At 75.2% G+C, this 19,340-nt stretch carries 13 protein-coding genes; 6 read left to right on the top strand and 7 right to left on the bottom strand.

The genetic code is table 11. The annotated features are described in order from the left end of the window. The first annotated feature begins 26 nt into the window (after positions 1 to 26). Positions 27 to 605 carry a DinB family protein gene (locus Ae505Ps2_RS21970; RefSeq protein ID WP_083702350.1) on the top strand — a complete coding sequence of 193 codons (579 nt, stop codon included), beginning with the start codon at positions 27 to 29 and terminating at the stop codon, positions 603 to 605. Positions 606 to 755: 150 nt separating this feature from the next. After that, positions 756 to 1,949, top strand: coding sequence for an alpha/beta hydrolase (locus Ae505Ps2_RS21965; protein WP_075333416.1), 1,194 nt, complete (start codon positions 756 to 758; stop codon positions 1,947 to 1,949). Here Ae505Ps2_RS21965 and Ae505Ps2_RS21960 read toward each other — a convergent pair. From Ae505Ps2_RS21960 to Ae505Ps2_RS31370, 4 genes are all read right to left on the bottom strand, one after another. Next, positions 1,946 to 4,216 (bottom strand): ATP-binding domain-containing protein, encoded by a 2,271-nt coding sequence (locus Ae505Ps2_RS21960; protein WP_249265397.1) that lies wholly within the window; start codon positions 4,214 to 4,216, stop codon positions 1,946 to 1,948. The two genes, Ae505Ps2_RS21965 and Ae505Ps2_RS21960, sit on opposite strands and share 4 nt — an antisense overlap. Before the next feature lie 312 nt (positions 4,217 to 4,528). Continuing rightward, positions 4,529 to 6,913, bottom strand: coding sequence for a glycosyl hydrolase family 65 protein (locus Ae505Ps2_RS21955; RefSeq protein ID WP_075306423.1), 2,385 nt, complete (start codon positions 6,911 to 6,913; stop codon positions 4,529 to 4,531). Next, positions 6,910 to 7,644 carry a beta-phosphoglucomutase family hydrolase gene (locus Ae505Ps2_RS21950; RefSeq protein WP_043277242.1) on the bottom strand — a complete coding sequence of 245 codons (735 nt, stop codon included), beginning with the start codon at positions 7,642 to 7,644 and terminating at the stop codon, positions 6,910 to 6,912. Before Ae505Ps2_RS21950 ends, Ae505Ps2_RS21955 begins: the two co-directional genes overlap by 4 nt. A 73-nt stretch (positions 7,645 to 7,717) precedes the next feature. After that, positions 7,718 to 8,539: a histidine kinase gene (locus Ae505Ps2_RS31370; RefSeq protein ID WP_075329797.1), complete on the bottom strand. Its 822-nt coding sequence runs from the start codon at positions 8,537 to 8,539 to the stop codon at positions 7,718 to 7,720. Between the two features lie 1,238 nt (positions 8,540 to 9,777). On the opposite strand from Ae505Ps2_RS31370, the gene Ae505Ps2_RS21935 reads away from it, so the two are divergent. Both Ae505Ps2_RS21935 and Ae505Ps2_RS21930 read left to right on the top strand, forming a co-directional pair. Continuing rightward, on the top strand, positions 9,778 to 12,327 hold the full coding sequence (locus Ae505Ps2_RS21935) for a DEAD/DEAH box helicase (protein ID WP_075553947.1): 2,550 nt from the start codon (positions 9,778 to 9,780) through the stop codon (positions 12,325 to 12,327). Positions 12,328 to 12,459: 132 nt separating this feature from the next. Continuing rightward, positions 12,460 to 14,604 (top strand): EAL domain-containing protein, encoded by a 2,145-nt coding sequence (locus Ae505Ps2_RS21930; protein WP_075306429.1) that lies wholly within the window; start codon positions 12,460 to 12,462, stop codon positions 14,602 to 14,604. An 8-nt stretch (positions 14,605 to 14,612) separates the two neighbouring features. Here the strand turns inward: Ae505Ps2_RS21930 and Ae505Ps2_RS21925 are convergent, their stop codons facing one another. After that, the gene (locus Ae505Ps2_RS21925; protein ID WP_075306431.1) at positions 14,613 to 15,401 is read right to left on the bottom strand and encodes an LLM class F420-dependent oxidoreductase; all 789 of its coding nucleotides are present in this window, start codon (positions 15,399 to 15,401) and stop codon (positions 14,613 to 14,615) included. 76 nt (positions 15,402 to 15,477) lie between these two features. Then, positions 15,478 to 16,362, bottom strand: a complete 885-nt coding sequence (locus Ae505Ps2_RS21920; protein WP_075553946.1) for a DUF742 domain-containing protein — start codon at positions 16,360 to 16,362, stop codon at positions 15,478 to 15,480. 335 nt (positions 16,363 to 16,697) lie between these two features. Between Ae505Ps2_RS21920 and Ae505Ps2_RS21915 the strand changes: the two genes are divergently transcribed. Both Ae505Ps2_RS21915 and Ae505Ps2_RS21910 read left to right on the top strand, forming a co-directional pair. Beyond that, positions 16,698 to 17,627, top strand: coding sequence for a hypothetical protein (locus Ae505Ps2_RS21915; protein WP_075306435.1), 930 nt, complete (start codon positions 16,698 to 16,700; stop codon positions 17,625 to 17,627). Next, positions 17,621 to 17,974: a GntR family transcriptional regulator gene (locus Ae505Ps2_RS21910; RefSeq protein ID WP_060711800.1), complete on the top strand. Its 354-nt coding sequence runs from the start codon at positions 17,621 to 17,623 to the stop codon at positions 17,972 to 17,974. Before Ae505Ps2_RS21915 ends, Ae505Ps2_RS21910 begins: the two co-directional genes overlap by 7 nt. A gap of 17 nt (positions 17,975 to 17,991) precedes the next feature. On the opposite strand, the gene Ae505Ps2_RS21905 is transcribed toward Ae505Ps2_RS21910, so the two are convergent. Beyond that, positions 17,992 to 19,200, bottom strand: coding sequence for an acyl-CoA dehydrogenase family protein (locus Ae505Ps2_RS21905; protein ID WP_075333413.1), 1,209 nt, complete (start codon positions 19,198 to 19,200; stop codon positions 17,992 to 17,994). Positions 19,201 to 19,340 lie beyond the last annotated feature (140 nt).

Genomic DNA, 19,340 nt, shown 5'->3' with positions numbered 1-19,340 from the left:
CGCGATCGGGGCCAGGCTGTGGGGTCATGACGGAGATGGGGACGACGACGGGTGTCGACTGGAGCTCCGAGCTGCTCGCTCAGCTGACGTTCCACTGGGAGACCGCACTGCGCCCGCGGCTGGCCGGGCTCACCGACGACGAGTACCACTGGGAGCCGGTACCCGGCTGCTGGGGCGTGCGCCGCCGCGGGGAGTCGGTGACCCCGCCGGGGGCCGGACCGGGCGACTGGGTGATCGACTTCGCCTTCCCGGCGCCGGAGCCGCCCCCGGTCACGACGATCGCCTGGCGGATCGCGCACGTGGTCGTGGGGGTGTTCGCGTTGCGGTCGCACTCCCACTTCGGCGGCCCGGCGGTCGACTTCGACTCCTACGACTACCCCGGCACCGCGGCCGCGGCCCTGGACGCCCTGGACACCGAGTACGCCCGGTGGACCGCCGGGGTCGCCGCGCTCGGCTCCGACGGCCTGGCCCGGCCGTGCGGACCGGCCGAGGGGCCCTACTCCGACGCGCCGCTCGCGACGCTGGTGCTGCACATCCACCGCGAGGTCCTGCACCACGGGGCCGAGATCGCGCTGCTGCGGGACCTCTACCGCGCCCGCGCCTGAGCAGCCCGCCGAGCGGAGCGCCTACTCTGTTGCACAACGACATCCGGCGGTGCGACGGACGACGGGGGGCCCGCAGTGGGACAGGACACGGACACGGGGCGGACGACGGCGGGGCCGGTCACACGATCGGGTCCCCGACGCGCGGGGGCTGTGCTGCTCGCCACCCTGCTCGGCCTGCTGGCCGTCCTCGTGCTGCTCTGGGTCGTCCTCGCCCAGGCACTCGCGCTGGCCCCGATCGGCTGGTGGGGGCCGCTGCTGCAGGACGCGACGTCGCAGGGGGTGCTGATCGTGCACGGGACGCTGCGCGACGGCCTCGGCGTGTGGAACGTCGTCCTCGCCCTGGTCGGCGTGGCGGCCGCCACCGGGATGCGGGCGCTGTCGCGGCGTCGCCGGGCCGGCTCGGTGTTGATCGGCCTCACCGTGGCCGCCACGCTGGTGGCCGCGGGCACCTACACGGCGCTCGTGGTGAGCGTCGCCCGCGACGGCGGCGGGCTGCACCTGTTCTCCCCGGTCTCCCCGGTGCCGGTCGCCGCGCCCGGGCCGGACCGCACCGTCGAGTTCGGTGCTCCGGGCGGGACCCCGCTGCTCGCGGACCTCTACCTGCCCCGGCCCGGCGGGGGTCCCGCGCCGGTGCTGGTGCGGGTGCACGGCGGCGGCTTCGTGCAGGGCTCGCGCGGGCCGTCGTCGTACAACCGGTTCCTCGCCGACAACGGGTACGCCGTCGTCGACGTCGACTACCGGCTCGCGACCGAGGAGGTGCACAACTGGGACACCCAGGTCGGCGACGTCGGCTGCGCGCTCACCTGGGTCGGCACCGCAGGCCCGGGGCTCGGGCTGGACACCTCGCGGGTCGGGATCTTCGGCGAGTCGGCGGGCGGAAACCTCGCGGTCAACGCCGCATACCTCGACCGCGCCGGGACCCTGGCCCCGACCTGCGGTGACCGCGCCGCGCTGCCCCTGGTGCGGGCGGTCGCCGGGATGTACCCGGCGGTCGACCTGACCGCCACCGAGCCGTTCACCGCGATCGGGCGCCAGGTCGGCGCGGCCTACGTCGGCGGGTCGCCGGAGCAGTTCCCGCAGCGCTACGCGTTCACCGACTCGATCACCCATGCCCGGCCCGACTCGCCGCCGACGCTGGTAGTGCAGGGCTCGGCGGACCACCTCGTCCCGGCGGCGCCGGTGGCGCGCTTCACCGCCGCGATCGCCGATCTCGGCATCCCCACCCGCTACCTGCAGCTCCCCGGCCTCGAGCACGGCGCCGGGGACGGGCTCGGCACCGTCACCCCGGGCACCGAGCTGCAGCGCGCGGCGCTGCTGTCCTGGTTCGACCGCTGGGTGCGCTAGGGCCGGCCAATCCGCTTGAGCACCGGCGGCAGCTCCCCGCTGTGCAGCACCCCGAGCCGCTGGGTGGCTCGGGTGATCGCGACGTAGAGGTCGTTGAGCCCGCGCGGGGACTCGTCGAGCATCTCCTGCGGCTCCACCACGACGACGGCGTCGAACTCCAGCCCCTTCGACGCCGCGACCGGGAGCACCACGACCGGCGCGTCCAGCTCGGACTCCCCCTCGGCGGGCTCCGGGGTGGTGAGCCCGGCGGCGTCGAGGACGGCGCGGACCCGGTCCAGGCGGCCCTGCGGCGTGAGGACGGCGGTGCGCCCGTCCCCGACCGCGTCGCGCTCGGCGCGCACCCGCTCGACCAGGACCCGGTCCCCGTCGGCCCCGGCGGGCAGCGCCACCGCCCATGGCGGGACCCCGGTCGAGCGCACCGACGACGGCGGCTGCAGCGAGGCGTCGATCTCGGCGAGGACGTCGTCGGCGACGTCGGCGATCTCCGAGGGCGTCCGGTAGTTCACCGTCAGCTGCTCCAGCCGCCACCGCCGTGCCACGAACGGTGACAGCACCTCGTCCCAGGAGCCCGCACCGCCGCGGTCACCGGTCTGGGCGATGTCCCCGACCAGGGTCATCGACCGGGCGGGGGCGCGGCGCATGACCATCCGCCAGGCCATCGCCGAGAGCTCCTGCGCCTCGTCGACGATGATGTGGCCGTAGGTCCACTCACGGTCCGCGGCCGCCCGCTCGGCGGTGGAGTCGTAGCGGGAAACCTGCATGCGCTCGGCGAGCCGGTCGGCGTCGATGATGTCGGTGGCGCGCAGCAGCTCGGGGTCGAGGTCCTCCTCCAGGTCGAGCACGTCGAGCACGCCCTGGGCGTACTCGACCTCCTCGCGCAGCGCGGCGGCCTCGGCCGCGGCCTGGGCCGCGCCGTCGTCGCCGAGCAGCTCGGCCGCCTCGTCGAGCAGGGCGACGTCGGCCGGGGTCCAGCGCAGGTCCGGGGGCACGTCGGGGCCGGGCGCCGGGCGCTCCAGCAGCGCCCGCTCGGGCGCCGGGATCCGGCGGGCCACCGAGTTGAGCCGGCGGCGGTCGGCGAACAGGTCGGTCAGCAGCTGCTCGGGCGACAGCGTCGGCCAGAGCTCCTCCAGCTGCGCCGCCACCTCGGCGGACTCGGCGAGCTCGTCGCGGATGTCGTCGACGTCGCGCCGGTCCAGCAGACCGGACTCGCCGCCGCCGACACGGCGGGCGACCTGCTGGGCGAGCAGCCGGAGCAGCTCCTTGCGGAAGATGCGGCGGGCCTCGTTGTGCGGCTTGCGGGAACGCCGGGCCCGGGTACGGGCCTGGGCGACGGTGTCGCGGTCGAACACCACCCGCTGCTGCTCCACGACGAGCTCGACCGGGCTGCGCGGCAGCTGCTGCCGGTCGCGCACGGCGGCCGCGATCACCGGTGCCATCTCGGCACGGCCCTTCAGCTCCGCCGTCGCCGGGGACTCGGTGCGGCGCGCGTCCAGGCCGGGGAACAGCTGCGCGACGGTGCCGAGCACGACGCTGGTCTCCCCCAGCGAGGGCAGGACCTGCCCGATGTAGCGCAGGAACGTCGGGTTCGGCCCGACGACGAGCACGCCGCGGCGGGCGAGCCGGTCCCGGTGGGTGTAGAGCAGGTACGCCGCGCGGTGCAGCGCGACCGCCGTCTTCCCGGTGCCGGGACCGCCCTGCACGACCAGCACGCCGGACGGCTTCGACCGGATGATGCGGTCCTGCTCGCCCTGGATGGTCGCGACGATGTCGCCCATCCGCCCGGTACGGGCCTGCGACACCGCGGCCAGCAGCGCGGCCTCGCTGGTGAGCCCCGACCCGGAGCGGGCCCGCTCCTCCTCGGTCATCTCGGCCAGGTTGAGCGGCTCGTCGGCGATCGCCACCACCTGCCGGAGCCGTGTCCGCAGGTGCCGGCGCCGGCGCATCCCCTCGGGGTTCGCGGCGGTGGCGGTGTAGAACGGCCGGGCGGCGGGCGCCCGCCAGTCCATCAGCAGCGGCTCGTACTCGTTGTCCTCGTCGAGCAGGCCGATGCGGCCGACGTAGCGGATCTCGCCGTCGTCGGCGTCGAGCCGGCCGAAGGCCAGCCCGTGCTCGGCGGCACGCAGCCCGGCGAGCCGGTCGGTGAGCATCTCCGCGGCGGCGTCGCGCTGGGTGATGGCCTGCGGGGTGCCGACGGTCTCCTCGCGCAGCGTGTCGGCCAGCCGGCGCGCGGTGTCGCGGCGGCGGTCCTCGAGCTGCTCGTAGAGCATGGCCACGTAGGACTGTTCGTGTGCCAGCTCCGGGTCGACCGGCGCGGCGGGGTCGGCCGCGGCAGCCGGGGAACCGGCAGCGGAAGTGGGTTCGGGCACGGCGCGGGGATCCTCCACCGGGGGGACGTACACGACACGTCCGCGCGGTGGCAGGGCGAGCCTGTCGCCGACGGAGCGACTGACCATGCTACCAGCGGTGCACGACCGACCGGTACGTGACGGGCCGGGGTCGTCCGGCCACCGTCCGGCTGCCCCACCGTCCGGCGACCCACCGTCCGGCGGAGCGGCCGGACGGCGGAGCGCCGGGCGCGGTCAGCCGCGGACCCGCGGGGCCCGCCCGTAGGGCTGCTCCACCGGCTCCACCCACTCCGGGGTGGGGGTCGGCGCGGTGGCCGGGGCCTCGCCGTCGAGCGCGATCGGGTCGCCGTGGTGGCGCAGCCGCATCGGGGCGCCGTCGGTGAGGCGGTACTCGGTCTCCTCGGGGGTGATCGAGACCCGGATCCGGCGCCCCTGCCACTTCAGGCCGAACGAGATCCGCGACAGCGACGTCGGGAGCACCGGCGCGAACGACAGCCCGTCGGCCTCGCAGCGCATCCCGCCGAAGCCCAGCACGACCGCGGTCCAGGTACCGGCCATCGACGCGATGTGCATGCCGTGGTCGGTGTTGCCCGCGAGGTCCTGCAGGTCGACCAGCGCGGCCTCGGCGAGGTACTGGTGGGCCAGCTCCAGGTGCCCGGTGCGGGCGGCCATCACCGACTGGGTGCACGCCGACAGCGACGAGTCCCGCACGGTGATCGCCTCGTAGTAGGCGAAGTTGCGGCGCTTCTGCTCCTCGGTGAACGCCTCCGGGAAGATCTGCATCGCCAGCACGAGGTCGGCCTGCTTGATGACCTGCTTGCGGTAGAGGTCGAAGTAGGGGTAGTTCAGCAGCAGCGGGTACCGGTCGGCCGGGGTCTCCTCGAAGTTCCACCGCTGGTGGTCGGTGAAGCCCTCGGACTGCGGGTGCACGCCGAGCCGGGAGTCGAACGGGATGAACATGGCGCTCGCGGCGTCGCGCCAGGACGCGATCTCCTCCGAGTCCACCCCGAGCCGCGACGCCGACCGCGGGTGCTTCGCGGCGACCTCCGCGGCGTAGCGCAGGTTCTGCTGTGCCATCAGGTTGGTGTAGACGTTGTTGTCCGCGATCGAGGAGTACTCGTCGGGGCCGGTGACACCGTCGATGCGGAAGTTGCCCGCCGAGTCGTGGCTGCCCAGCGAGCGCCACAGCCGCGCCGTCGCGACCAGCAGCTCCAGCCCGACCTCCAGCTCGAACGCGGTGTCGCCGGTGGCGTGCACGTGCCGTTTGACCGCGTCGGCGATGTCGGCGTTGATGTGGAAGGCCGCGGTGCCCGCGGGCCAGTAGCCGGAGCACTCGTGGCCGCGGATGGTGCGCCACGGGAACGCCGCGCCCTTGAGGCCGAGGGTCTCGGCGCGCTCGAAGGCCAGCGGCAGGATCGACTTGCGCCAGCGCAGCGCGTCCGCCGCCGCCTCCGGGGCGACGAAGGACAGCACCTGCAGGCAGAACGTCTCGGTGTCCCAGAAGGTGTGGCCGTCGTAGCCGTCGGCGGTCAGCCCCTTGGCCGGGATGCAGCGGCGCTCGGCGCGGGCGCCCGCCTGCAGGATGTGGAAGGTCGCGAGCCGCACGGCCTGCTGCAGTTCGGCGTCGCCGTCGATCTCGACGTCGGCGGTGGCCCAGAAGTCGTCGAGGTAGTCGCGCTGCTCGGCGACCAGGCCGTCCCAGCCGGTGTAGCGGGCGGCGGCGATGGCGGCGCGCACCTGGTCGTAGACCGCCGGCAGGCTGCGCCGCGAGGACCAGCCGTAGGCGAGGTACTTGACCACGCGCAGCGACTGGCCGGGCTGCACCCGGGCGATGACGGTGGTGCGGGCGAGGTCCTCGTTGGCGTCGGTGGACACCTGGACCCCGTCCGGGCCGAAGACCTCGTGCTCCATCGCCGCGCCGCAGCGCAGCCCCGACTTGCGGGTGCGGTGCACCAGGGTGGCCCCGGCGTCGCCGGCGCGGGACTGCTCGGGCTCCAGCACGTTGTCCAGCGCGGTGTCCAGGCGTGGGTCGTCGGCGTCGCGGCCGGGCAGCTGCTCGTTCGCGACGAGCTCGGACTGCAGCACCAGCAGCGCCGCGTCACCGGCGGCGCCGCTGCCCTCGTTGCCGTTGCTCACCAGCTCGACCTCGTAGGAGATCGCGGCGACCGCACGCTGGGTCAGCGACACCATGCGGGTGGAGCGGACCCGGACCCGGCGCCCGGCCGGGGACTCCCACTCGACCTCGCGGTTCAGCGTCCCGGCCTGCATGTCCAGCACCCGCTCGTGCCGGTGCAGGGTGCCGTAGCGCAGGTCGAACGGCTCGTCGTCAACCAGCAGCCGGATCAGCTTGCCGTTGGTCGTGTTGATGATCGTCTGCCCGGACTCGGGGTAGCCGTAGCCACCCTCGGCGTACGGCAGCGGGCGCACCTCGTAGAAGGAGTTCAGGTAGGTGCCGGGCAGGACGTGCGGCTCACCCTCGTCGAGGTTGCCGCGCAGCCCGATGTGGCCGTTGGACAGTGCGAAGACCGACTCGGTCTGGCCCATCGCGTCCAGGTCGAGGCGCGGTTCGCGGACCACCCACGGCTCGACGGTGAAGGTGGGCAGGTGGTCGGGCTTCACGAACGCTCCAGCAGGTCGGCGAGATCGGTGACGACGACGTCCGCGCCGTGCTCACGCAGCGCGGCCGCCTGGTCGAGACGGTCGACGCCGACGACGGCGCCGAAGTCCCCCGCGCGGCCGGCCTGCACGCCGGCCAGCGCGTCCTCGAACACGACCGCGGCGGACCGGTCGACCCCGAGGTCGGCCGCGGCGGCGAGGAAGGTGTCGGGTGCGGGCTTGCCGGGCAGGCCGCGCTCGCGGGCGGTGACCCCGTCGACGCGGTGGTCGATGAAGGTCTCCAGGCCGGTGACCCGCAGGATCTGCTCGGCGTTGGCACTGGAGGACACCACCGCGGTGGTGAGGCCGGCGTCCTTCACCGCCTCCAGGTAGCGACGCGACCCCGGGTAGACGTCGACGCCGTCGGTGCGGATGCGCTCCTGCACGAGGTCGTTCTTGCGGGTCGACAGGCCCCACAGGGTCTCGGCGTCCGGGGGGTCGTCCGGCGTCCCCTCGGGCAGCTCGATCCCGCGCGAGGCGAGGAAGCTGCGGGTCCCCTCGAGACGGGGCTTCCCGTCCACGTACGGACCGTAGTCGGTGGTGACGTCGAACGGGGTGTACCCGTCACCGTCACGGGCACGGAGGTACTCGTCGAACATCTGTTTCCACGCCGCAGCGTGGACGCTCGCGGTGTCGGTGAGTACGCCGTCCAGGTCGAACAGGCACGCGCGTGTGCCCTCGGGCAGCCCCAGCATGGCGCGCACGCTATCCGGATCGATGAAGCTCCGTCGCCCCGGGCGGTGCACGCCACTCCCCCGCCGACGGGTGTCACACCACGGGCACGCCCAGCGGCAGGACCAACAGGACGAACGGGGCGCCGGCGGAGGTGTCCGCCGGGACCGCCGGATGGACCTCCACCCGGGCCGCCGGGCCGTCGGAGGCGTCCGGGTCCAGCCGCACGTGGACCGCGCCGCCCGCGCTGTGCGGCTCGATCTCCTCCTGCACCCCGCGGCGGACCGCGGCGAGCAGCGACAGCGGCGGCACCGCGGACGACGGGTCGACCCCGGCCCCGGACGGGTCGTCGAGCTCGGTGGACAGGCGGGCCCCGAACCGGGTCCGTTCGATCTGCAGGTAGGCCCGGACGGCGGCGAGCTCCTCGTCGAGCCGGATCGACGCCTCCCCCGCCCGGTCCGCGGCCCGCGACAGGTCGGCGAAGCCGAGCAGCAGCTCCCGGGCCCGCGGCGGGTCGGTGCGCACCAGCGACGCGATGGTGTTGAGGGTGTTGTAGACGAAGTGCTGCTCCAGCCGGCGCGACAGTGGCCCGTGCCAGGGGCCGTCCGGGGCTGCGGTCGGGACGGCCGTCGGCGCCGCCGGGGCCCCGGGCAGCGGCGGGACCGCGTCGCGCACCCGGATGCGGACGGTCTCGTCGGGGGCCGGGGCGCGGTGGGCGCCCGGCCGCGGCGGACGGGCCTCGTCGGGGGGCGCGTCGCGGGCGGCCGGCTCGGCGGCGGAATCCCGGGTGGTCCGCGCGGCCGGGTCGTGGTCCGGCCCGGCTCGGCCGGAGGCCGGGCCCGGGGTGCGGGTGGCGGGGCGCGCGTCGTCGTCGGTGGCCGCGGGCCGGGTGCCCCCGCCGGCGGCCCGCGGCAGCACCACCGTCTCCGGACGCGGACCCGGACCCGGACCGGTCCCGGCCGGCGACGCCCCCGGCCGGCGACGCCCCCGGCCGGCGCAGCGCGACGGTCGGCCGGGACGCCGACGTCGCCCGCCGGGCCGCCTCGATGGCGGCACCCAGGTCGTCGTCGTGCTCGGCGGGCGGCACCAGCCCGCGCCAGGACGGCAGGGCGAGCCGCCCGGCGGCCGTCCGGCCCCGGTGCTCGACCGCCGCGACCAGGCCAGGGGCCAACCAGCGGGCGTCGCCGATGCCCTCCGGCACCCCGAGCGGCGGGGTCCCGGTGGCGGGGACGCCCACGACGGTCCGGGCGTCGACGTCGGCGGCGCCGATCCCGACGCGGCCCACGTAGCGGAGCCCGTCGGGTTCGGGCAGCGCCAGCAGCACCGCGCCGATCCGCTCCCGGCCCCCGCCGGGGCCCCCGGCCGGCACCCAGCCGGCGACGAGCACCTGCCGATGCCGGCGCAGCGGCACCCGCAGCCAGTTCCGGGTGCGCCGCCCGGGCTGGTAGGGCAGGTCGAGCCGCTTGAGGTGCAGTCCGTCGAGGCCGTAGCGCTCCGCGGTCCGCACCACCAGGTCGGCCTCGTCGAGCCCGAACGAGGGCGGGACCAGGATCTTCGGCCCGGCCAGGCCGAGTGCCTCCAGCTCCGCGCGGCGCCGCCGGTAGGGCAGCTCCAGGGTGCGGCGGCCGTCGCAGAACAGCAGGTCGGTGACGACGTAGCCGATGGGCACCTCGGTCCGCAGGGCCGCGTCCGGGGACACCGTCGCGGTGCGGCGCAGCAGCGGCCCGCGCGACGGACGGCCCGCCTCGTCGAGGGCGACGACGGTGCCGTCGAGCACGAGGCCCCCTGGCGGGGCCTGGTCGCCGAGCACGGCCAGCTCGGGGAAGGACCCGGTCACGCTGCGCGCGGTGGACGACAGCAGCCGCACGCGGCCGGGCCGGGCGTAGGCCACGCAGCGGTGGCCCTCCCAGGCGAACTCGACCGCCCAGCGGTCCGGGTCGACCGCGTCGGTCAGCTCCCCGGCGGCGGGCAGCATCGGCGGGACGAGGTCGGGCATGGGCGCGCCAGGTCCCGCGCCGGCGCCCGACTGCCCGGCGCCGTGCGTCGCACCGCCCCCCACCACGGCATCCACGCTATCCCCCGCACGGGCGAGTGCGGGCGCCACCTCGGCGCTGCGGCGCCCGGTGTCGGGAGTGTCTGCGACGATCGGTCCCATCATGACGCTCACCGACCGGCTGCCGCGCTCCTCCGACCCCGCGACCCCCCCGGACCCCGCCGCGCTGGTGGACACCTTCGCCGAGTGGGCGTTCGACGAGCGCGGCCTGTCGCTGTACCCGGCGCAGGAGGAGGCGCTGCTGGAGCTGGTCACCGGCGCCAACGTGATCCTCTCGACGCCGACGGGCTCGGGGAAGTCGCTGGTCGCGATCGGTGCGCACGCCGCCGCGCTGGCCCGCGGGGAGCGCAGCTTCTACACCGCGCCGATCAAGGCGCTGGTCAGCGAGAAGTTCTTCGCGCTGTGCGAGGTCTTCGGCGCGGACAAGGTCGGCATGCTCACCGGCGACGCCGCGGTGAACGAGAAGGCGCCGATCATCTGCTGCACCGCGGAGATCCTGGCCAACCTCGCGCTCCGCGAGGGCCCCGGGACCGACGTCGGCACGGTGATCATGGACGAGTTCCACTTCTACGCCGACCCGTCACGCGGCTGGGCCTGGCAGGTGCCGATCGTCGAGCTGCCGCAGGCGCAGTTCCTGCTGATGAGCGCCACGCTGGGCGAGACGTCGTTCTTCGCCGAGGACCTGACCCGGCGCACCGGCCGGGAGGCCGCCGAGATCACCTCGGTGGAGCGGCCGGTGCCGCTGCACTTCCGCTACGTCGTCGAGCCGCTGCACGAGACGATCACCGAGCTGCTCTCGACCCGTGAGGCCCCGGTCTACGTCGTGCACTTCACCCAGCAGGCCGCCGTCGAGCGGGCCCAGGCCCTGATGAGCGTGAACGTCACCTCCAAGGAGGACAAGGCCGCGATCGCCGAGACGATCGGGGCGATCCGGTTCACCTCCGGCTTCGGCCGCACCCTGTCCCGGCTGGTGCGCCACGGGATCGGCGTGCACCACGCCGGGATGCTCCCCCGCTACCGGCGGCTGGTGGAGACCCTGGCCCAGGCCGGGCTGCTCAAGGTCATCTGCGGCACCGACACCCTCGGCGTCGGCATCAACGTGCCCATCCGCACGGTGCTGTTCACCGCGCTGTCCAAGTACGACGGGCGCCGGGTGCGCCCGCTCAAGGCCCGCGAGTTCCACCAGATCGCCGGCCGGGCAGGGCGCGCCGGGTACGACACCGTCGGCACCGTCGTCGCACAGGCCCCCGAGCACGACATCGAGAACGCCAAGGCACTGGCCAAGGCGGGCGACGACCCGAAGAAGCGCCGGAAGGTTCAGCGCAAGCAGCCCCCCGAGGGGTTCGTGGGCTGGTCGCAGACCTCGTTCGAGAAGCTGCAGCAGGCTCGCCCCGAGCCGCTGACCAGCCACTTCGAGGTCACCCACGCGATGCTGCTCAACGTCGTCTCACGCGGCGGGGACACCTACGCGGCGATGGAGCACCTGCTCACCGACAACCACGAGCCCCGCAAGCGGCAGCTCAAGCACATGCTGCGGGCGATCGCGATCTACCGGGCGCTGCGCACCTCCGGCGTCGTCGAGCAGTACACCGTGGAGGGCGCGGCCCGGCCGCGCGCCCGGGTGGTCGACGAGCTGCAGCTGGACTTCGCGCTCAACCAGCCGCTGTCGCCGTTCGCGCTGGCGGTGTTCGAGCTGCTCGACCGGGAGTCGCCGACCTACGCCCTCGACGTGCTCTCGGTGATCGAGTCGACCCTCGACGACCCCCGCCAGATCCTCGCCGCCCAGCAGAACAAGGCCCGCGGTGAGGCGATCGCGGCGATGAAGGCCGACGGCATCGAGTACGAGGAGCGGATGGCCCGGCTGGAGGAGGTGACCCACCCCAAGCCGCTGGAGGAGATGCTGCACGCCGCGCTGGAGACCTACCGCCGCGGCGCGCCGTGGGTCGCCGACGCCGTCCTGTCGCCGAAGTCGGTGGTCCGGGACATGAGCGAGCGGGCGATGACGTTCACCGAGTATGTCTCGCACTACCAGCTCGCCCGTTCCGAGGGCCTGGTGCTGCGCTACCTGGCCGACGCCTACCGGGCGCTGCGCCAGACCGTGCCCGAGCACGCCCGCACCGAGGAGCTCACCGACCTCGTGGAGTGGCTGGGCGAGCTGGTCCGCCAGACCGACTCCTCGCTGCTCGACGAGTGGGAGAAGCTCGCCGCCGGTGCGGGGGCCGACGGGGAGGTGCTGCCGCCGGGGGCCGAGGTCGCCGTCGCCACACCGACCGGGGTCACCGGCAACACCCGCGCGTTCCGGGTCATGGTGCGCAACGCGCTGTTCCGCCGGGTGGAGCTCGCGGCGATGGGCCGTTACGCCGAGCTGGGCGACCTCGACGCCGACGCCGGCTGGACCGCCGACCGCTGGCGGGACGCGCTGGCCCCCTACTTCGCGATCCACGACCGGATCGGCTTCGGGCCCGACGCACGCGGGCCCGAACTGTTCGACCTCACCGAGGAGGCCGACCGCTGGCTGGTGCGCCAGGTGCTCGACGACCCGGCCGGCGACCGGGACTGGGCGATCGTCGCCGAGGTGGACCTCGCCGCCTCCGACGAGGCGGGCGAGGCGGTCGTGTGGGTGACGGACGTGACCGACGGGTCCTCGGTCTGACCCGACCGGCCGGTTGTCCGGCACCGACGTAACCCGGTCGGCCCCACCGGGCGGGTCGGATCGGTTACGGTGTTCACCGATCATCCCGATCATGAGGGAAGTCCCTCCCACCGGAGCGAACGGGGGCGGTGGATGCAGCAGGCCGACGTCGCCGCTGCACGCGCCGACCACGGACGGGCGCTCGTCGGCGCAGCCCTCCCCGACCCCGCCGACCTCGCCGCCCCGTGGACCGAGGAGCTGGCCCGCCGCTCGGTGCTGCCGGTCACCGAGCTGCGCCCGGTCGTCGACCGGGTGACCGGGCAGCTGCGGGCCGCCGCACTGGCCGAGCGGTACGACCCGGACCTCCCGGCCACCGCCGGCGGGGACCTGGTGCGGGCCCGGATCCACCAGCCGGGCTGCCTGGAGGTCGGGATGGAGCTGCTCGGGGCACACCTCGAACCGGCCGCCGACACCGCCGCCCGGGTCCGCCGGATCGCGGCGGTGCTCGCGTCGTTCGCCCGCGGGTTCACCGAAGCCACCCGCCGCCTGGTCCTCGCCGAGCACGAGCAGGTCACCCGCGCCGCGCTGGAGGCCCGCCGCGTCGCCGAGGAGGCCCGCCGCCGCTCGGACCTGCGGCTGCGGACCGTCGTCGACTCCGCGGCCGTCGGGATCGTGATCTTCGACCCGGACGGCAGGCTCGTCGAGGTCAACGAGACCGCCGCGGTCATGCTCGGCTACACCCCCGCGCAGCTGCTGACGATGCGGGTCACCGACTTCGTGCCCCCGGAGTCCGCGCCGGAGGTGTGGGCGGAGCGGCCGCGGCTGCTCGACGGCTCGCTGGACCGGCTCCGGGTGGTCCGCTCGGTCCGGCGGGCCGACGACAGCGACGTGTGGATCGACGCCGTCGTCACCCTGCTCGGACCGGTCGGCGGTGACGAGCGGCTGTTCGTCGCGGTGGTGACCGACGTGACCGACCAGCTCCGGATGCGGGAGAGCCTGGCCCACCAGGCGTCGCACGACCCGCTGACCGGGCTGCCGAACCGGTCGCTGTTCTTCGAGCGGCTGCGCGCCGCGATCGACGCGGGCTCCTCCGGCGCCCGCCCCGGGGTCTGCTACCTGGACCTCGACGGGTTCAAGGTCGTCAACGACACCCTGGGCCACCAGGCCGGGGACCGGCTGCTGCAGGTGCTGGCCGACCGGCTGCGGGACACGCTGGAGCCCGCGGGCCACCTCGTCGCGCGGATGGGCGGGGACGAGTTCGTCGTGCTGGTGCCGTGCACCGCAGACCGGGCCGAGCTGGAGGAGGTCGCGACCCGCGCTCTGGGGACCGTGCGCAGGCCGGTCCGCGTCGACGGCCGCGACATCGTGATCTCGGCCAGCGTCGGGGTGGTGCGCCACGACGGCGAGCTGGACGCCGACGAGCTGATCGCCGCCGCCGACACCACCCTGTACTCGGCCAAGCGCGCCGGCCGCGGGCGCTACGTGCTCTACGACCGCGACCGGCACCGTGACGACGTCGCCCGCCTCGAGCTGTCCTCGCAGATGCCCGAGGCGCTGCGCCGCGACGACTTCGTGGTCGTCTACCAGCCGCTGGTCCGCCTCGCCGACGAGCAGACGATCGGGGTGGAGGCGCTGGTGCGCTGGCAGCGGCCCGACGGGCAGCTGCTGGGCCCGGACCGGTTCATCCCGCTCGCCGAGGAGACCGGGCTGGTCGTGCCGCTGGGCCGTCGTGTCCTCGACGAGGCCTGCCGGCAGGGCCGGATCTGGTCCGACGCGTACCCGGGCAGGCCGCTGACCATCAGCGTGAACGTCGCCGCCCGGCAGGTGACCGAGTCCGACCTGGTCGCCGACGTCGCGGCCACCCTGGAGCGCCACGACTGGCCACCCGAGCTGCTGCAGGTCGAGCTGACCGAGTCCGACCTGATGGGGTCGCCCGGCCGGCCGCTGGCGACGCTGCGCGAGCTCGACCGGCTCGGGGTGAAGATCGCCATCGACGACTTCGGGACCGGCTACTCGAACCTCGCCTACCTGCGGCACCTGCCGGTGCACCGGCTCAAGCTGGCCGGGCACTTCCTCGCCGGGACCGCCGAGCGCGACGACGTCATCCTGCGCACGCTGATCTCGCTGGCCTCGGCGCTGGACCTGGAGGTCACCGCCGAGGCGGTGGAGACCCGGGAGCAGGCGGCGCGGCTGCGCGAGTACGGCTGCGCCAACGCCCAGGGCTGGTACTACGCACCGGCGGTCGCCGCCGAACGGGTCCCGGACCTGATCCGGGACCCGTTCCTGCGCGAGCTCTGAACAGCCCGTCAGGCGGCGTTGCGCTCGTCGCGCCAGGCGATCCAGTCCTTCAGCCGGGCCAGGTCGTAGCCGCCCTGGCCGTCCTCGCCGACGGTGAACAGCCGAGCGCCGGCGTCGTACAGGGCGGCTGCGGAGTCCTGCGGGGAGCCCTCGACACCCACCGAGCGCTCGATCTCGGCCGGGTCGCGGCCGATGTCGCGGCAGTGTCCGTCGAGCACGGCGGACTTGCGGACGAGGGTGTCGACGTCGCCGAAGCCGTGCCAGATGCCGGCGTGCTCGGCGGTGTAGCGCAGTGTCTTCTTCTCGCCGCCGCCACCGATGAGGATCGGGATGTCGCGGGTGGGGGCCGGGTTGAGCTTCGACCACCGGTCGCGGATCCGGGGCAGGGCGGCGGCCAGGTCGTTCAGCCGGCCGCCCGCCGTGCCGAACTCGTAGCCATACTCGTCGTAGTCGCGCTGGAACCAGCCGGACCCGATGCCCAGGATGAGCCGGCCGCCGGAGATGTGGTCGACGGTGCGAGCCATGTCGGCGAGCAGCTCGGGGTTGCGGTAGCTGTTGCAGGTCACCAGGGCGCCGATCTCCACCCGGGAGGTCGCCTCGGCCCAGGCGCCGAGCATGGTCCAGCACTCGAAGTGCTTGCCGTCGGGCTCGCCGTAGAGCGGGAAGAAGTGGTCCCAGTTGAAGACGATGTCGACGCCGGCCTCCTCCGCGGCGGCGACGGTGCGGCGGATGTCGGCGTAGTCGGCGTGCTGGGGCTGCAGCTGCAGCCCGATGCGGACGGGACGGGGATCGGTCATGTCCCCATCCTGGCCCCGGCGGGCGGTCCTCGCAGGGCGCCCGCGGACCGGGGGCAGCGCTGTCGTGCCCGGCGACCTACAGCCTGCGCAGCCCCGCCAGGACCCGGTCCATCAACGCGACGCTCGGCCCGTCCTCCGCCGAGGACACGCCGTGCACCACCAGTCGCCCCTCGGAGGCGAGGTCGTCGATGAGCACGCGGGCCACACCCAGCGGCACCGCGGCCAGCGCCGCGACCTCCGACACCGACCGGGGCCGGGCGCAGAGCCGCAGCACCGTGGCGCGCTCGACCGACTCGGCCCGCGGGGCGGGGCCGGGGGCGGGCCGCACCGAGACCAGCGTCTCCAGCCGCAGCTCGGCGCGGACCCGGGTACGGCCACCGGTCATGACGTAGGGCCGGACCGGGGCGAACGCCGGGACCTGCGGCGACGCGCCGGCCGCACCGCCGCCCGTGCCGCCGGCCGCGCCGCTGTCCGAGCCGCCGGCAGCCCCGCCGTCCGTGCCGGCGGCAGCACCCGACGGGTGGCCCGGACCCGCGGTGGCGGGGCCGTCCGGCCGGCCCGCGACCATCGGCAGCGGGGCGGTGTCGGCGAGGCCCGCACCGACGGCGTCGGGGTTCTCCGGGGCGATGCCGCCAGGTGTGGCGGCCGCGTTGCCGGGTGCGCCGTCGGCCGACGGCGCTCCCGCGCCCTCCGCCCCGGCCCGGGCAGCGGCCCGCCGGGCCGCGCGCTCGCGGCGGCTCAGCCGGGTCCGCTTCGCCGAGTGCCCGCCGAACCGGGCCACGGTCACCCCGACCAGGCTCTCCGGCTCGGGCTCCTCCCCGACGACGGTCGGCCCCGACCCCGAGTCCGACTCCGGGGTCGGCTCCGGTGGTCTGCCGTGCGGGTACTCCGGGTCGGGGGCGTGCCGGGACGGGGGCGTCCCGAACCGGGCCCCGGTGCGTCCGATCTCCGACCGTGCCATCCACCCTCCGCGCGTCGCGACCCCGACGGCCCGGGGGCGCCGCGGTCGTCCGTTCCGCCCCACGCTGCGCTCGTCGTCACGAGGCGCGACCGGGAGCCACAGGGTGGCGCGGGACGGCTACCGCACCGTATCGCCCGTGTCACGTCCGTGTGACGCGACCCCATCCGTGCAGGTCACACGCACGGCGGTTCACCCGATCCAGTGAGCGGTGCCAACGCGTGCCGACCACCGCCGGCGCGCCTGCCCGGCACACCCGTATCCCCCGAGGGATGCGCTGGCAGCATTGTTCTAGTACATTGCGAACAAGTTCAGTTCGTTCGAGGACGGAGGACGTCATGACCACATCCCCCACACCCGCCGGCCGTACGAGCCGGCGCCGGCTGCTGGCCGCCGCCCCCGCGGTGGCACTGACCCTGGCCGGGCTCGCCGCCCTGGTGGCGACCCGGCCGGACGGCCGGTTCGCCGTCCCGGTGGTCGTCATCGGGCTGCTCGCGCTGGGGCTGCCGCTGCTGCGGCTGCGTTCCGGGCGGCCCGATGTCGAGCGTCGCGCCGTCGGCACGTCCTGGGCGTTCGCCGTCATCGTGTGGTGGGTGCCGGCCTCCCGGCTGGCCCCGCAGGTCCCCGGTTGGGCCTGGACCGTCGCCGTGCTCGCCGGGGCCGTGGTCGCCTACGGACTGGGGCACGTGCTCGCCGGTCCGGACGCCCCGCACCCGTCGGCGACCGGGGGCGCCCCGGCCGGCGCGGTGCGCACCCCGCTCGCGCCAGGTGAGCGCTACCTGTGGGCGCGCTCCGTGCTCTCCCGTCCGACCCTGGTCCTCGCGGGCGTGCTGGTCCTGGCCGGGGTGGCGCTGCTGCTCGCGGGCGGGGCGGCCCCGCTCGTCGTCGTGCTGATCGCCGCTGCCGTCGTCACGACCGCGCTGACCGCCGTCGCCCGGGTCCGGGTCGACGACGCCGGGGTGCACGTCCGCCAGGCCCTGCTCGGCCGCCCGCTGGCCGAGGCACCGCTGGCCGAGGTCCGCGGCGCGCGGTCGGAGCAGCTCGACCCGGAGCACTTCCGCTGGAACGAGTACGGCGTCCTGCGCCGGACGCCGTCGGTGCTCGGCTACCGCGCCCGGCGGGCCGGGGAGGCGCTGGTGCTCGACCTCACCGACGACCGCAGGTTCGTCGTCACCGTGCCCGACGCCGCCACCGCGGCCGGACTGGTCAACGCCGAGCTGGACCGGCGCGCCGGGCAGGGCGCGGCCGGCGCCGCACCGTCGTGCTGATCCGGGTCGACCCGTCGTCGCCGGTGCCGCTCGGGGACCAGGTCGCGGCCTCGGTCCGCCGGGCGGTCGCCGACGGGCGGGCCGCCGCCGGGGACCGGCTGCCGCCTGCCCGTGAGGTCGCGGGCGCGCTCGGGATCAACCTGCACACCGTGCTGCGCGGCTACCAGCAGCTGCGCGACGAGGGCCTGGTCGACCTGCGGCGCGGCCGCGGGGCCGTGCTCACCGAGCGGGCCACCGGTGGGCGCGCCGAGCTGGAGCGCAAGGCCACCGAGCTGGCCGAGCTCGCCCGCCGCCTCGGGCTCGACGAGTCCGACGCCCTCGGCGCGGTGCGGGCCGCCTTCCGCTGACGCCCCCGGCGTCGCCGTCAGCCGAGCGGGCTGCGCGGGAGCAGCCGGTCGGAGATGATCTTGCGTTGGATCTCGCTCGTGCCCTCGAAGATCGTCGTCAGCCGGGCGTCACGCCAGTGCCGTTCCACCTGGTGCTCGGTGGTGTAGCCGTTGCCGCCGTGCAGCTGGACGCCGTCCGCGGTGACCTCGGCGGCCATCTCGGTGGCCAGCAACTTGACCATCGCCGCCTCCCGCTCGCAGGGCTCGCCGAGGTCGAGCCGGTGCGCCACGTTCTGGTAGAAGGCGCGGGCCTGCTCGACCCGGGCGGCCATCGTGGCGAGGGTGAACCGGACGGCCTGGAAGTCGCCGATCGGGTGCTCGAACTGGTGGCGGCGCTGGAGGTAGCGCACGCAGTCCTCGACGGCGGCCCTGGCCAGCCCGACCGCGCGCGCCGCGGTGTGCACCCGGGCGATGTTGAGCCAGGCCTGGGCGTCGGCGAAGCCCTCGCCGCCGGCGCCGAGCTGGTTGCCGACCGGCACCCGCACACCGTCGAACTCCAGGTCCCAGGTGACGAAGCCGTGGTAGCCGATCTTGTCGATGGGCCGGCCGGTGATCCCGGCGGGGAAGGTGTCGCGCTCCTTCTCCACGACGACGGTCGCGAGGCCCGCGGAGCGCTTCTCCCCCGGCGCCGGGTCGTCGGTGCGCACCAGCACCTGGATGAAGTCGGCGGCCTTGGCGTTGCCGGTCCAGCGCTTGTGCCCGGTGATCACGAACTCGTCGCCGTCGCGGACCGCGCGGGTCTCCACCGCGGCCAGGTCGGACCCGGCGTCGGGCTCGGACAGCGCGATCGCGCCGATCCACTGTCCGCGAGCCGACCGGCGCAGCAGCTCCGCGCGGCGCCGCGGGTCGGCGACGGCGGTCCCGGCGCCCTGCGCGCGGGCGATGATCGACCCGACGCTCATCCAGGCCCTGGCCAGCTCCTCGGCCACCATGCAGTACTCGAACGCACCGAGGCCGAGACCGCCGTGCTCGCGGTCGACGGTGATGCCGAAGTAGCCCAGCTCGCCCATCTCGTCGAGCAGGTCGCGGGGGATCTCGCCCTTGCGCGGGTCCAGCTCGTCGGCGACGGGCAGCACCCGGCTCGCGGCGAACTCGCGGGCCTGCTTCTGCAGCGCCTCGCGCTCGGGGGTGTGGTACGGCGCGGGGAGCACCGGGACCGGCGGCTCGAGAAGATCGTCAACGGCCATCCGCGCAGTATCACCCGCGCCGTCGTCCGGCGCCGGGCGGCGCTACCCCCTTCGGACCTGCACCCATCGTCAGGTGCGCACCCCGCCACGAGCTGGGAGGGTCGGGACCAGCGACGTGGCCGGCCCCGATGGGGCGCAGG

Source organism: Pseudonocardia sp. Ae505_Ps2, assembly GCF_001932425.1.
Classification (GTDB): Bacteria; Actinomycetota; Actinomycetes; order Mycobacteriales; family Pseudonocardiaceae; genus Pseudonocardia.
The sequence above is the reverse complement of the archived record's forward strand: the minus strand, read 5'-3'. Positions and strand labels throughout refer to the sequence as shown.

Coding starts and splice junctions, on each gene's coding strand:
- Ae505Ps2_RS21970 (WP_083702350.1), top strand. CDS start 27: ATGACGGAGATGGGGACGACGACGGGTGTCGACTGGAGCTCCGAGCTG.
- Ae505Ps2_RS21960 (WP_249265397.1), bottom strand. CDS start 4,216: ATGCTCTACGAGCAGCTCGAGGACCGCCGCCGCGACACCGCGCGCCGG.
- Ae505Ps2_RS21950 (WP_043277242.1), bottom strand. CDS start 7,644: ATGCTGGGGCTGCCCGAGGGCACACGCGCGTGCCTGTTCGACCTGGAC.
- Ae505Ps2_RS21935 (WP_075553947.1), top strand. CDS start 9,778: ATGACGCTCACCGACCGGCTGCCGCGCTCCTCCGACCCCGCGACCCCC.
- Ae505Ps2_RS21930 (WP_075306429.1), top strand. CDS start 12,460: ATGCAGCAGGCCGACGTCGCCGCTGCACGCGCCGACCACGGACGGGCG.
- Ae505Ps2_RS21925 (WP_075306431.1), bottom strand. CDS start 15,401: ATGACCGATCCCCGTCCCGTCCGCATCGGGCTGCAGCTGCAGCCCCAG.
- Ae505Ps2_RS21920 (WP_075553946.1), bottom strand. CDS start 16,362: ATGGCACGGTCGGAGATCGGACGCACCGGGGCCCGGTTCGGGACGCCC.
- Ae505Ps2_RS21915 (WP_075306435.1), top strand. CDS start 16,698: ATGACCACATCCCCCACACCCGCCGGCCGTACGAGCCGGCGCCGGCTG.
- Ae505Ps2_RS21905 (WP_075333413.1), bottom strand. CDS start 19,200: ATGGCCGTTGACGATCTTCTCGAGCCGCCGGTCCCGGTGCTCCCCGCG.